The sequence below is a fragment of the Maribacter sp. UH1 genome (assembly GCF_056839145.1).
This window is the reverse complement of record NZ_CM166387.1, coordinates 1,764,083-1,777,116: the sequence shown is the minus strand read 5'-3', so window position 1 is coordinate 1,777,116 and position 13,034 is coordinate 1,764,083. Positions and strand designations below refer to the sequence as shown.

11 protein-coding genes are annotated in these 13,034 nt (G+C 34.9%); 1 reads left to right on the top strand and 10 read right to left on the bottom strand.

All coding sequences use genetic code 11. The features are described from left to right. Positions 1-74: 74 nt before the first annotated feature. Entirely contained in the window at positions 75-1,178 is a 1,104-nt protein-coding gene (gene dinB / locus UH1x_RS07770) for a DNA polymerase IV (RefSeq protein ID WP_482626053.1), read from the bottom strand. Between the two features lie 52 nt (positions 1,179-1,230). On the opposite strand from dinB, the gene UH1x_RS07765 reads away from it, so the two are divergent. Then, entirely contained in the window at positions 1,231-1,704 is a 474-nt protein-coding gene (locus tag UH1x_RS07765; protein WP_482626052.1) for a CYTH domain-containing protein, read from the top strand. Here UH1x_RS07765 and UH1x_RS07760 read toward each other — a convergent pair. The 9 genes from UH1x_RS07760 to UH1x_RS07720 form a co-directional block, all read right to left on the bottom strand. After that, positions 1,701-2,279, bottom strand: a complete 579-nt coding sequence (locus UH1x_RS07760) for a TetR/AcrR family transcriptional regulator (protein WP_482626051.1) — start codon at positions 2,277-2,279, stop codon at positions 1,701-1,703. The two genes, UH1x_RS07765 and UH1x_RS07760, sit on opposite strands and share 4 nt — an antisense overlap. Positions 2,280-2,296: 17 nt before the next feature. Next, positions 2,297-3,700 (bottom strand): TolC family protein, encoded by a 1,404-nt coding sequence (locus UH1x_RS07755; RefSeq protein ID WP_482626050.1) that lies wholly within the window; start codon positions 3,698-3,700, stop codon positions 2,297-2,299. A gap of 7 nt (positions 3,701-3,707) precedes the next feature. Beyond that, positions 3,708-6,857: an efflux RND transporter permease subunit gene (locus UH1x_RS07750; RefSeq protein WP_482626049.1), complete on the bottom strand. Its 3,150-nt coding sequence runs from the start codon at positions 6,855-6,857 to the stop codon at positions 3,708-3,710. Positions 6,858-6,896: 39 nt separating this feature from the next. Next, complete coding sequence (locus tag UH1x_RS07745; RefSeq protein ID WP_482626048.1) at positions 6,897-7,982, bottom strand: efflux RND transporter periplasmic adaptor subunit; 1,086 nt, start codon at positions 7,980-7,982, stop codon at positions 6,897-6,899. A gap of 102 nt (positions 7,983-8,084) precedes the next feature. After that, positions 8,085-8,576 (bottom strand): GbsR/MarR family transcriptional regulator, encoded by a 492-nt coding sequence (locus tag UH1x_RS07740; protein ID WP_036157432.1) that lies wholly within the window; start codon positions 8,574-8,576, stop codon positions 8,085-8,087. Between the two features lie 243 nt (positions 8,577-8,819). Continuing rightward, positions 8,820-9,215: a hypothetical protein gene (locus UH1x_RS07735; protein ID WP_482626047.1), complete on the bottom strand. Its 396-nt coding sequence runs from the start codon at positions 9,213-9,215 to the stop codon at positions 8,820-8,822. Positions 9,216-9,224: 9 nt separating this feature from the next. Beyond that, positions 9,225-10,244 (bottom strand): phenylalanine--tRNA ligase subunit alpha, encoded by a 1,020-nt coding sequence (pheS, locus tag UH1x_RS07730; RefSeq protein ID WP_482626046.1) that lies wholly within the window; start codon positions 10,242-10,244, stop codon positions 9,225-9,227. A 71-nt stretch (positions 10,245-10,315) separates the two neighbouring features. Further along, positions 10,316-12,190 carry a SulP family inorganic anion transporter gene (locus UH1x_RS07725; RefSeq protein ID WP_482626045.1) on the bottom strand — a complete coding sequence of 625 codons (1,875 nt, stop codon included), beginning with the start codon at positions 12,188-12,190 and terminating at the stop codon, positions 10,316-10,318. 171 nt (positions 12,191-12,361) lie between these two features. After that, positions 12,362-12,991: a carbonic anhydrase family protein gene (locus UH1x_RS07720; protein WP_482626044.1), complete on the bottom strand. Its 630-nt coding sequence runs from the start codon at positions 12,989-12,991 to the stop codon at positions 12,362-12,364. Between the last annotated feature and the right edge of the window lie 43 nt (positions 12,992-13,034).

Sequence of the window (13,034 nt, the reverse complement as noted above, 5' to 3'; positions counted from 1 at the left end):
TACAAGTTATTGCCGTTAATTTTTGTTAACACTTTATATTATTAGTTTAAATAGAGAAAATGAACGTTGAATATTTAGAAATCGAATTTTAATTGTACCAAAATTGATTTATCATCAACTTTTTTAATTTTCTTATCTTCTGTATTTAAGTTAGATAATGAGATTCCTAGAAGTCTAACGGAGTTTTGTAGCTCCTCTTGATACAAAAGGTCCTTTGCAGTTTCTAAAATAAGGTCTTTATCAGCAATAAAATAGGGCATTGTTTTACTTCTTGTGTTCAAGGTGAAATCGCTGTATTTTATTTTCAGCGTTATAGTTTTACCTGCTACTTTAGATTTCGTCAATCTTCTTTCAAGTTCTTGGGCAATATGTTCTAAACGTTCTAGCATAAAAACCTCGCTGCTGAGGTTTTCATTGAAAGTGCGTTCTGCACCAACGGATTTTGGTATGCGATGTGGTTTAACTTCGCTATTATGAATACCACGAACTACGTGGTAATAGTAAGGACCGCTCTTACCAAAATGCTCTGCTAGAAATTCGATTGTTTTTGATTTTAGGTCACTACCGGTAAAAATACCCAGCTTATACATTTTTTCAGCAGTGACTTTACCTACACCATAGAACTTACGTATATCTAATTCTTCCAAGAAAGGAATTACCTCTTCTGGATTTACTGTTTTTTGTCCATTGGGTTTATTGATATCGCTGGCAACTTTAGCAATAAACTTATTGATTGATATACCTGCGGATGCATTTAAGCCTGTTTTCTCTAATATACGTTGTCGTATTTCAGTGGCCAACATAGTAGCGGATGGATTTCCTTTTTTGTTGACTGTAACATCAAGATAAGCTTCATCTAAAGATAGCGGTTCAACTAAATCTGTATACTCAAAAAAGATAGCTCGTATTTGTTTTGAAATTTCCTTGTACCGTTCAAATCTGGGTTTAACGAAGGTTAAGTGTGGGCAGTTTTTTTTGGCTTGAAATCCGCTCATTGCACTACGTACCCCAAACTTGCGAGCTTCATAGTTCGCTGCAGAAACTACACCTCTTTTTTCACTGCCACCTACTGCCAGTGGTTTCCCTTTTAAATCAGGGTTATCCAATTCTTCTACAGAGGCATAAAATGCATCCATATCAACATGAATAATTTTTCGCAAGGGCATTTCATTGGGCATAAGCAAATTTAAGACTTATCTTAGTTTTTGGATAGTAGTTTTAACCATTCATATGATAGAAATAGAGCGTAAATTTTTGGTGAAATCTGACGATTACAAATCTGAAGCAACATCTAAAACACGTATTGTTCAAGGTTTTTTGAATACAGACCCTAGTAGAACGGTACGAGTAAGAATTAAGGGTGATGCAGGATTTATTACTGTAAAAGGGAAATCTAACGCCACAGGTACTTCTAGGTTTGAATGGGAAAAAGAAATATCTGTAGAAGAAGCTGATGCACTTTTGAAATTATGTGAAAAAGGAATTCTAGATAAGTATAGATATGAAATTACCGTTGGAAACCATGTCTATGAAGTTGATGAATTTTTTGGAGATAATGAGGGATTGACTATTGCCGAAATAGAACTGAACGATGAAAATGAATCATTTCAGAAGCCAACTTGGTTGGGTATTGAAGTTACAGGTGAGGTAAAGTATTACAATTCTCAGTTAAGTAAGCACCCATTTAAGAATTGGGTAGATTAATTAGTTTTTCTAATTCCGTTTAATGGAACAATAACCAAATGTTCTAGTAATTCTATATTGCTGTAGCTATCAAAGAAATCTCTATTGGGTAGTATAACCTCGTTAATTCTAAGAAGAAACAGCTCACAGATAAGTTTAACATTAATGTTTTTTCTTAATTGCCCTTCATTTTCGGCCTCTTGTAATAGGTCAAGAATATATGTCCAAACAACAGCTTGAGAAAAATCATCATAAAGTTTATAAGACTGTGGGTAATATTTTTTTAGACCAAACAAAAAAGTAGGACTCAAGTTTCTTAACTCCTCAAGTCCTACATTGGAAATATGTATAATTTTATCAAAAGGGTCTGATGCTTCTTCAGAATGTTGAAAAAACCTGCTCATTTTATCATGCGTTCGGTTGAGTAATAGAGCAACACTTTCATGAACCAAATTATCTTTGTTTTCAAAAACCTCATACAGTGTTTTCTTAGAGATGCCAAGGGTCTCAGCAACATCATCCATTCCGACCCTTTTGCATCCATATTTAGAGAAAAGCACTAATGCTTGCTCTGTATATTTAGTTTTTTTCTGCATTTTAAATATACATGAACTTATTGCCATCCACCGCCAAGCGAACGATATAGCTCAACCGTAGCAGACAATTGTGATAATTTGTTATCTACCAAACTAAGTTCTGCTGTTAAAGCATTTTCTCTAGCAGTTAAAAGATCTAGGTACGTTAAATAACCACTATTCAATAATTCTTCAGAATTACTTTCTGCACGTTTCAATGCTGATACTTGTTTAGAGATAAATTCTTCTTTTTCTAAAGAGATATTATAATCATACAAAGCATTGGATACCTCTTGACCAGCGTTTAAAAGTGTTTTCTTGAACATATAAACTGCTTGTTCTTGCTGAGCTTGGGCTACTTCATAAGCTGTTCTTATTTTTCTTCCATTAAAAATGGGTTGAGTTAAGCCACCTACTAGATTTGCGAAAATGGAACTAGAATCTATCCAATCATCAATTTCTAAACTTTGAAATCCACCTTGGGCAGAAAGGGTAATTGAAGGGTAAAAATTGCTTCGAGCAACATTGGTCAGTTCAAAACTATTGACTAAACCATATTCTGCCTGCATAATATCAGGTCGGTTACGAAGTAAAAGAGTTGGAACGCCTAGTTGTAGATCGTTAGTCAGAGTTTGCTCATCTAAAGTGGTACGAGCATAGGTTTGTGGTTGTTCGCCTAGTAAAATACTCATGGTATTTTCAGTTTGATACAATGCATTTTTAAGGTCTAGTAATTGACTTTGAGCGCTATATAATTGCGCAGCTGTTTGATCAACCCCTACTTGGTTTGCTTGCCCTGCTTCTTTTAAAGCTGTAATAGTCTCTAAACTTTTAGAACGGTTTTCAATTGTTTCTTGGGTAACAGAAATCTGCTTATCTAAAGCTAAAATTTGATAGTAAGTAGTAGCAATTTGTGCTACCAAACTTGTTTTTACAGCTTTATGCGCTGCTACTGTTTGTAAGTAGCTTGCATCGCTAGCGCGTTTTGTACTTCTTATTTTTCCCCAAATATCAGCTTCCCAAGATGCCGTACCAGATGCTTCATATTGATTGAAAGGCTGAGTGAAAAAACTACCAAATTGTCCGTTTTCACTAGTTCTTGCAGTTCTGGTCGCACTTGCAGCACCAGTAATAGTAGGTAAATAACCAGCTTTACCTTGCTTAACATAAGCCTCTGCAGACGCAATGCTCTGAAGTGCAATGCGAATGTCAAGGTTGTTTACCAATCCTTTTTGAATATAAGTCTTCAAATAAGAATCTGTAAAAAGGTCTTGGTAAGAAACAGAAGCAAAAGACACACTGTCTTGAGGTAAATTATCGGTTCGAAACAGGTTTTCAGTTTCCAAATCTGGGCGCTCGTATGTTTTTGCGGTAAAGCAAGACTGCAATAAAAGTGGCAGAAAAGCGACCAATATAAGTTTATTAGATACTAATTTATTCATGATTTCTTTAGTTCTTAGGTTCTTCAATAAGTTCTTGCGGTGCACCAGTAATGCGCTCTTGTAGCGATTGGAAAATAACATACAATGCCGGTATAACGAATACACCGAAAATGGTACCTATTAACATACCACCAACGGCACTCATACCAATAGATCGGTTACCTACTGCACCAATACCTGATGACAACGCCAAAGGCATTAAACCAAGAATGAAGGCGAATGATGTCATTAAAATAGGTCTAAGTCTCGCTTTTGCTCCGTCAATTGCAGAGTCAATAATAGACATACCGTGCTTTCTACGTTGCAATGCGAACTCTACAATAAGAATAGCATTTTTAGAAAGTAGACCAATAAGCATAATCAATGCAATCTGGAAATAAATATTATTCTCTAAACCTGCAAAATTTATAAAGGCAATGGCACCTGCGATACCTACTGGTAGCGATAATAAAATTGAGAATGGTAATATATATGACTCATATTGGGCACTTAAAAGAAAGTATACAAATATTAAACTCAATGCAAAAATGATAATGGTTTGACTACCGGCACTACTTTCTTCTTTTGTTAAACCAGAATATTCATAGGTGTAATTTTGAGGTAATACTTGCGCAGTAACCTCTTCAATTGCGTTAATGGCATCACCAGTACTGTAGCCAGGATTAAGAGCACCATTTATTTTTACAGAACTCAATAGGTTAAATCTACTAACAACTTCAGGACCATAAATTTTCTTGAAAGAAACGAATTGAGAAATAGAGACTGATTCACCCTTAGAATTCGTTACAAAAATAGAATTTATAGATTCTTCATTTGCTCTGTCTTCTGGTTTAGCCTGTATCATTACACGATACTGTTTACCAAATTTATTAAAGTCGGTGGTATATAAGCCACCATAATATCCCTGCATAGTATTAAAGATATCAGTTAATGCAAGTCCTGCAGATTTTGTCTTTTCTACATCAACAACTAATTCGTATTGAGGAAAATTTGGGTTAAACTGTGTAATAGCATATTGAACTTCAGGTCTTGCGTTTAATGCAGCTAAAAATTCATTTGTTGTATTGCTAACCGTATGCCAGTCATCTGCGTCTTTACTTTGCAGGTTAACTTCAAAACCTGCAGAGTTACCAAAACCACGAATACTTGGTGGTGCAAAGAATAGTATTTTAGCATCTTTAATAGTTGCGGCTTTAGCAAATAAAGCTCCAATTGTAGCATCTACTGATTGACCATCTCCTTTACGTTCTTCAAAATCTTTTAGTTTTATTACAGAGAAACCGTAAGAACCACCGTTAACATTGTTCAATAAACTTCGACCTGCAATATTCATTCTAGCCTTAACAATGTCCATAGACTCGTAGATTGAATCCATTTTTTTAACCGTTTCCTGTGTTTTTTCTAAAGTTGTACCAGGAGCCAAAGTCATATCGGCAAAAATAATTCCTTGGTCTTCATTAGGAATAAATCCTGAAGGTGTAGTCTTGAAAAGTAAAGCAGCAACGCCTGTAAAAATGATTAATAATAAAACTGTCAACCATTTTTTGTTCGCTAAAAATTTTACAGAACCAATATATTTGTCCGTTATAGCATCGAAACCAGTATTGAAAGCAGAAAAGAAACGTTTAGATAAACTCTTTTTCTTGTGTTCGTCAGAAGGTGTATGAGGCTTTAAAAACAAGGCGGCCAAAGCTGGACTTAGCGTAAGTGCGTTTACAGCTGATATTAAAATAGCGATTGCTAATGTAATACCAAACTGTTGATAAAAAACTCCAGAAGATCCTTCAATGAACGAAACAGGAATAAACACAGCGGACATCACCAGAGTAATGGATATAATTGCACCAGAAATCTCTGACATTGCAGATTTGGTAGCTACTTTTGCATTAGTAGCACCTTCCTCCATTTTAGCATGCACCGCTTCGACCACCACAATGGCATCATCAACCACAATACCAATGGCAAGAATCATTGCGAATAAGGTTAACATATTTATGGTATAGCCAAATAGCTGAAGAAAGAAAAAAGTACCAATAATTGCCACTGGTACTGCAATTGCAGGTATTAGTGTGGATCTAAAATCTTGTAAAAACAAGAAAACAACTATAAATACTAAGATAAAAGCTTCTATTAAAGTAGTTATAACATGGTCTATAGAAGCATCTAAGAAGTCTTTTGAGTTATAAGGTATTATGTAATCTATCCCCTTTGGAAAATCGCTCTTGCTTTCCTTTAGAATTGTTTCAATTTGCTTAATTATCTCGTTAGCATTTGATGCTGAAGTTTGAAAAATACCCACAACTGTACCTGGGTTTCCCATACCTTCATTTTTGGTACCATAATTAAAAGCTCCCAATTCAATTTCGGCAACATCTCCTAATCTTAAATACTGTCCGTTATCTTGTGCTTTAATTACAATATTTTCATACTCTGAAATTTCAGATAATCTTCCTTTATATTTTAGAACATATTCGTAAACGCCATCTGCATTTTCACCAATTTTACCTGTTGCAGCTTCAACATTTTGTTCATTAAGTGCACTTTGTATATCTGCAGGCATTAAGTTAAAAGCGGCCATTTTATCTGGTTTTAACCAAACTCGCATAGAATAATCTCTAGCACCGATAACATTTACACTACCAACGCCTTCAATACGCTGTAATTTTGGAACAATATTGATGTTGGCGTAGTTTTCAACAAATGTGGCATCGTAGTTTTCATTTTCTGAGAACAACGAGAAGAACATTAATGCACTTGTCTGTGTTTTTTCAGTGATAACCCCGTTTGCGATTACGTTACTAGGTAATACATTGTTTGCTCTAGCAACTCTGTTTTGAACGTTTACTGCCGCAATATCTGGATCTGTACCTAGCTTAAAAAATACGCTGATACTCGCTGCACCATCGTTACTAGCACTAGAAGTCATGTACGTCATTCCTTCCACACCGTTTATTTCCTCTTCTAATGGTACAATAACACTATTTAGAATTGTTTCTGCATTTGCGCCTGTATATGTAGCTGTAACTTGTACGGTAGGCGGTGCAATTTCTGGGTATTGTTCAATAGGTAATGATGATAAGCCTAGAACTCCTAAAATGGTTATTATGATCGATATTACTGTAGAAAGTACAGGGCGATCTATAAATTTTTGGAACATTTTTATTTATTTATATATGAAATGATTTTTTGGAAAGTCTTATTTTACTGGTGTAATTGTCATTCCGTCTTTTATTTTTGTAACACCTTCAACTACAATAGTTGTTCCTTGTTCTATACCATTTTTAACGATATAGCCTTTTTGGGTGTTCTCAATAATATCAATTGGCATAGTTGTGACTGAATTGTCACTTTTTAAAACATATATCAATTTTTTACCTTGTAAATCTATCGTTGCAACTTGTGGTATTTCATAGACACCCTCATAAATTGTTGGAATTTTTATTTTACCGGTACTTCCGCTACTTAGTATATTATTAGGATTTTCAAAATCTGCTCTAGCTGTTACATTACCTGTAGAGCTGTTGATTATGTTATTAACCATTGCAATTTTTCCTGGTTTTGCATAATCTGCACCATTGATCATCTCTAATTTTACTTCAGGTGCTTTGTTTAGGTTAATTAGGTGGTCTTCATTTTTAGGTAATGAAGACTTAAAGTTTAAAGCTTCTCTTTCACTCATAGAAAAATAGGCGCGAACTACACTAACGTCAGAAACCGTAGTTAAAGGTTGTGTCATCGAAGAACTTACTAAAGCACCCATTTGATATGGAATTTCACCAATATAACCATCAACAGGGCTTGAAATATTAGCGTAGTTGATATTAGAAGCAACGCTTTGAAAATTTGCTTTTGCTTGCGCAAGTTGTGCTTTAGCTGTTTCTAACTGAACGCTGCTGATGATATTCTTTTCAACTAGGGGCTTTAATTTATCTACTTCTACTTGAGCAACATTAACTGAAGCCTTAGCTGCATTAGCATCTTGGTTTAGAGTTTGGGTCTCTAATTTGAAAAGTAGTTGTCCTTTTTTGACTTTCTGACCTTCTTCTACATATATTTTTTGCACAAAACCAGAAACTTTAGGCCAAATCTCAACATTTTGTTTACCCTCTAAAGTGGTTGAAAATTCGTTATATGTAGTTAAATCTTGCTTTTTTAGGGCTTCGACTTTTAAACTTGGTGGTGGAGGTGCGGCTGCTCCTTCTGCCGGTTTTTCTGATGAACTAAAGCAGGAACTCAAAAGAAGAGTTGCACTTAATATTCCTATAATTGATAATTTCTTCATTTTAGATGGATGTTTATTTGTATTAAAATAGTTGCTTAGCCTTGTTAAGGTTTTGTTAATTCGGAATGTTCGGTAAAAAACGAACCAAATGGATATAAAAAATTATTTTAGCTCTTTTTGTTGTTGTTTTAATGCAGCAATTGTGGTTTTCAGGCTTGATGTCATATCATCGATACATTTAACGTAAACTGTAATTTTGTTTTTATTTTCTTCATGTTTATCAGGTCTATACTCTTCATTATAAGCGGTAATTTTACGAACCATTTCACTCTCTCTTTCAAGTTTTGTTAATGAACGATTAAGCTTTTTAATGAAGAAAGTATTCTTTTCAGCAACCTTAAAATATCGTTTACGATCTCCAGATTTTGTAAAATACTTTACAAAATCCATTTGTAATAAAAGATTTAAGGATGTTGAAATAGAACTTTTACTAGCGCCTCTCTTAAGAAGACAATCTTCAAACGTTAACCCTTCTTCTTCTGTAATAACCAAGTTCGCAAAGATTCTGGCAGCTAATGGAGGCAAATCATATTCAGATTCGAAATGAACTCCCAGCTCTTCTATTAGCTTATTTTTTATCTCTTCTTTACTCATATGACTAAAATTGAAGCGACAAAGGTATAGTTAGTTCGTCTACAAACAAACTAAAAGAACTTAAATTTTGTTAAAATATGTTATACATATGTTACAAGTACGAAAGTATATGCGAACTATTTGAAAATTAATTCGATAAAAGATATTTTTAACTGTGTGGGTATTTAAAAAACGTGGTCTCTATTAAAAGAAAAAAGAATGTACTTAGTAACTTGGAGTGATTATTATCGTGAAAGAGGTTTTTTATGAGGCAAAAATACCTTCTTTCTTAATTAGAGGAATAGCAGTTAAATTTGATTCGGTCACCGTGTTTTTTTCAAATACAAATCGTTTGTCGTGTAAAGTGCCGTTTGCAAAAAAGGTGACAAAGAACTCATTGTTCAATGCTAAAACATCTTCTTGAACCACTTCAATTTTTTTAAAAGATTTTGGTTCAACTAACCCCAAATTATGCCTCATGATAGATGTTTTACGATCACCGTCATAACCCTTAGACACAACCATGGTCATTTCAATAGCAATATCCCTATCATTAATGATATAAGCATTCCAATCCTTGTCCAAGAATTCTTCGTTCCATTCTCTAATGATGGCAACGTATACATTTTTAACAATAGGTATTTCAATGTCTTTTTTCACGAAACGATGTTAAAGTGCACTTTTAAATTGCTCTAAAAAGCGTAGGTCATTTTCACTTAATAAACGAATATCTGTTATTTGATGAAGAAGCATAGCTATACGGTCGATACCTACACCAAAAGCAAAGCCAGAATATATTTCAGGATCTAGCCCACAATTAGTAAGCACATTTGGGTCTACCATACCGCACCCACCAATCTCTAACCAACCAGTACCTTTAGTAATCTTGTAGTCAGTCTCTGTTTCTAGTCCCCAGTAAACATCAACTTCTGCACTTGGTTCTGTAAAAGGAAAGTAAGAAGGTCTCAATCTAATTTTAGACTTTCCAAACAGCTCTGCAGTAAAATATTGAAGTGTCTGTTTTAGATCGGCAAAAGAAACATCTTTATCAATGTACAAACCTTCTACCTGATGAAAGAAGCAGTGGGATCTTGCTGAAATAGCTTCGTTTCTATATACTCTACCCGGAGATATTGTACGGATAGGAGGTTGGTGGTTTTCCATATAACGCACTTGTACAGATGAGGTGTGTGTACGTAAAAGGATATCTGGATCTGTTTGTACGAAGAAAGTATCTTGCATATCTCTTGCAGGATGATACTCTGGCAAGTTCAACGCAGTAAAATTATGCCAATCATCTTCAATCTCTGGACCTTCAGAAACATTGAAACCAATTCTTGAGAAAATATCAATGATTTTATTCTTTACTATAGAAATAGGATGACGTGATCCTAGCTCAATAGGATTTCCAGGTCTGGTTAAATCGCCATATACCTGTTCATCGGTTTGGTTATTTTCTAAAGCCTGTTTTAAAGATTCTACTTTTTCTGTAGCTGCATTTTTAAGTTCGTTAATAGTTTGACCGAACTCTTTTTTCTGCTCATTAGGTACATTTTTAAACTTCGCAAAGAAGTCGTTAAGAATACCTTTTTTGCCTAAATATTTAATACGGAACGTTTCAACGGCTTCCAAGTTGTCAGCTGTGAACGATGCTACTGTAGCGATTTCTTCTTTTATCTTATCAATCATGAATGTTGATTAAAGCCGCAAATTTAAAACTTTTAAAACAGGTATGATATGTTTTTGTTGCTTAAGATGAATTAGCTTTTGGCAAATTTATCCTTTACGTTAGACTTAACATAGGTTAAACACTCATCAAACGATTTAAAAATATGCTCTTCTGGTATTAATTCTGGAATAACACCAACACGTTCCATCATATATCTAGGCTGTTTAAGGACATCAACAAATAGAATATCAATTCCAGATTTTCTTAGCCCGAACAAAACATCTTCCAAGGTATATAAACCAGATTGGTCCATGTATTCCATTCTACCCATTCTTATGATTACGGTAGATGCAGTATCGGGTATTTGATCTGCCAAATGTTGAAACTCACTCGTAGATCCAAAGAATAAGGGACCTTTTAAGTGTTTTATGAAAACTTCTTCTTGTAAACTTAAAGGAAAAGCAGCTTCATCTGGCCAATTAACTTCTTTCTCCAGTGACTTAACATCTGAGCGTTCTGCGGTTAAATCGCCCATTTTTTTCATAAACATTAAAGAAGCGAGAACTAAACCAACACCCACGGCATATACTAAATTCCAGATGGAAGATAGTACCAATACCACAAGCATGATTACCACCTCTGTACTAAATTTAAGAGGGCCAATGCTCAAATCTTTTGGTAAACTTGGTATAGCCTTAAGGCCTTTATAGTCCATTACACCAAGACCAACGGTAACAAGTATACCTGCAAGAACCGCGGCTGGTATTTTTGATGCGATTGGTCCAAGAGCTAAAAGAACAATAAGCAAAAGAATACCGGCCACCATACCGGACAATTTGGTTTTACCACCTGCATTAATATTTACAACCGTACGTATAGTTGCACCTGCACCCGGTATACCGCCAAATATTGCAGCAATACTATTGCCTATACCTTGACCAACTAATTCCTTGTTTGGCTTATGATTTGTTTTGGTCATATTATCTGCGACAACAGATGTAAGTAAAGAATCTATAGCACCAAGTAAAGCTAAAGTTAGTGCGGTAAAGATATATGGAGTTACGGAGTTTAAATCGAACTGGGTAAAAATGCCCATATTTGGCATAGGAAAATCGCTAGGTATTTCTTCAATAGGTCTATACTTCAGACCAAAACCATAAGCCACACCAGATACTACGATAAGGGCGACCAGTGCGCTAGGTATTGCTGTGGTAATTTTTTTAAAACCATAAATAATAATAATGGTAGAGAGCGCAAGAATCAGTTCTAGCCATTTAACATTTTTTAATGCTCTTGGTAACACCTTAATAGCTCCTATTACTCCAGATGCTTCAGAGTTTGCTAAGGTCTGTGCTTCTTTTAGCTTATCTGCTTCGGTAATATCTTCAGCTCTTAAAATTGTTTGCTTAAAATCTTCAAGAACTAAAATACCTTCGCCGGCTTCTTCTTTTAGTGTATTTTCTAAAATAATTTGTTCTGCTTTAGGTTTGTAAATATTTACAAACTCAGCATCTTCTTTTGGGTAATAGCCAATGGCAGGTAAAATTTGAGTAACCAAAATGATAACACCAATAGCGGTCATAAAACCAGAAACTACGGGGTATGGAATGTATCTAATGTATTTGCCTATGCCTAAAAGCCCTAAGCCTATTTGTATTAGGCCAGCTAATAAAAAAACTACTAGGATGGCCGGTAATGCTTTGTCTAAGCTACCGTCATTTGCAGCTACGATACCCGCTATTACCACCATGCTTACTGCTGTCATAGGTGCAGTAGGGCCAGAAATTTGTGTGCTAGTTCCACCAAAAAGTGCCGCGAAGAAACTTATGAAAATTGCGCCATATAATCCGGCACTAGGACCCATTCCAGAGCTAACGCCAAAAGCTAAAGCTAATGGTAGAGCAACAATACCTGCGGTAATTCCGCCAAATAAATCACCTTTGAAATTTGAAAATAGATTCTTCATACAATTAAATTAATCAATTTTAGTGAGTTTGAATCGGATTTTTTGATAACCGATTCGTTTCGTTTTTAAATAAAATATATTCGTTGACTGCGAATAATTGATTGATTTTATGGTATTATAAAACCGATGTAAAAACACCGGTTTTAAGATTACTATTTTATGTTCTTGTATCTAGTTGCAGAATTCAACAGCACCTGTAGCAATATCATACATGGCACCTACTATAAGAATTTCACCATTATTCTCCATTTCGGCTAAAACCGGACTTTGGGTTCTAATGTTATCTATGGTCATCTCTACGTTTTTAGCCGAAACCTCGTCTACGAAATCTAAATTTTTAGAATTTCTTAAACTCTCATCCGTAGGTTCTTTGACAGCATCAACAGCTGGTTCAATTTTGTTGATCAAGGCGGTTAAATTACCCAATCTGGCATGGTCACAGGCACCTTTAATGGCACCACAACTTGTATGGCCTAAAACTACTATTAATTTGGTGCCGGCTAGTTTACAGCCAAATTCCATACTACCTAAAATATCTTCGTTTACAAAATTACCAGCTATTCTAACGCTAAAAATATCTCCTAGTCCCTGATCAAAAACCAGTTCGGCAGAAACTCTAGAATCTATACAACTTAATATGGTAGCAAAAGGGAATTGACCTTCGCTAGTATCGTTTACTTGTTCTAAAAGGTTACGGTTCGCTTTTAAGTTACTCTGAAATCTCTGATTTCCTTCTTTCAAGAAATCTAAAGATTTCTTAGGGGTCATCGTTGCTTGAGTTTCTTTAGTATGTGCTTTCATGTTATTTCTTATTAAGTTATGTTTTGATTAATACTTTAAAATC

What these genes read in the sequence shown, in the direction of transcription:
- dinB (WP_482626053.1), bottom strand. Translation starts at nt 1,178, where the DNA reads ATGCCCAATGAAATGCCCTTGCGAAAAATTATTCATGTTGATATGGAT.
- UH1x_RS07765 (WP_482626052.1), top strand. Translation starts at nt 1,231, where the DNA reads ATGATAGAAATAGAGCGTAAATTTTTGGTGAAATCTGACGATTACAAA.
- UH1x_RS07760 (WP_482626051.1), bottom strand. Translation starts at nt 2,279, where the DNA reads ATGCAGAAAAAAACTAAATATACAGAGCAAGCATTAGTGCTTTTCTCT.
- UH1x_RS07755 (WP_482626050.1), bottom strand. Translation starts at nt 3,700, where the DNA reads ATGAATAAATTAGTATCTAATAAACTTATATTGGTCGCTTTTCTGCCA.
- UH1x_RS07750 (WP_482626049.1), bottom strand. Translation starts at nt 6,857, where the DNA reads ATGTTCCAAAAATTTATAGATCGCCCTGTACTTTCTACAGTAATATCG.
- UH1x_RS07745 (WP_482626048.1), bottom strand. Translation starts at nt 7,982, where the DNA reads ATGAAGAAATTATCAATTATAGGAATATTAAGTGCAACTCTTCTTTTG.
- UH1x_RS07740 (WP_036157432.1), bottom strand. Translation starts at nt 8,576, where the DNA reads ATGAGTAAAGAAGAGATAAAAAATAAGCTAATAGAAGAGCTGGGAGTT.
- pheS (WP_482626046.1), bottom strand. Translation starts at nt 10,244, where the DNA reads ATGATTGATAAGATAAAAGAAGAAATCGCTACAGTAGCATCGTTCACA.
- UH1x_RS07725 (WP_482626045.1), bottom strand. Translation starts at nt 12,190, where the DNA reads ATGAAGAATCTATTTTCAAATTTCAAAGGTGATTTATTTGGCGGAATT.
- UH1x_RS07720 (WP_482626044.1), bottom strand. Translation starts at nt 12,991, where the DNA reads ATGAAAGCACATACTAAAGAAACTCAAGCAACGATGACCCCTAAGAAA.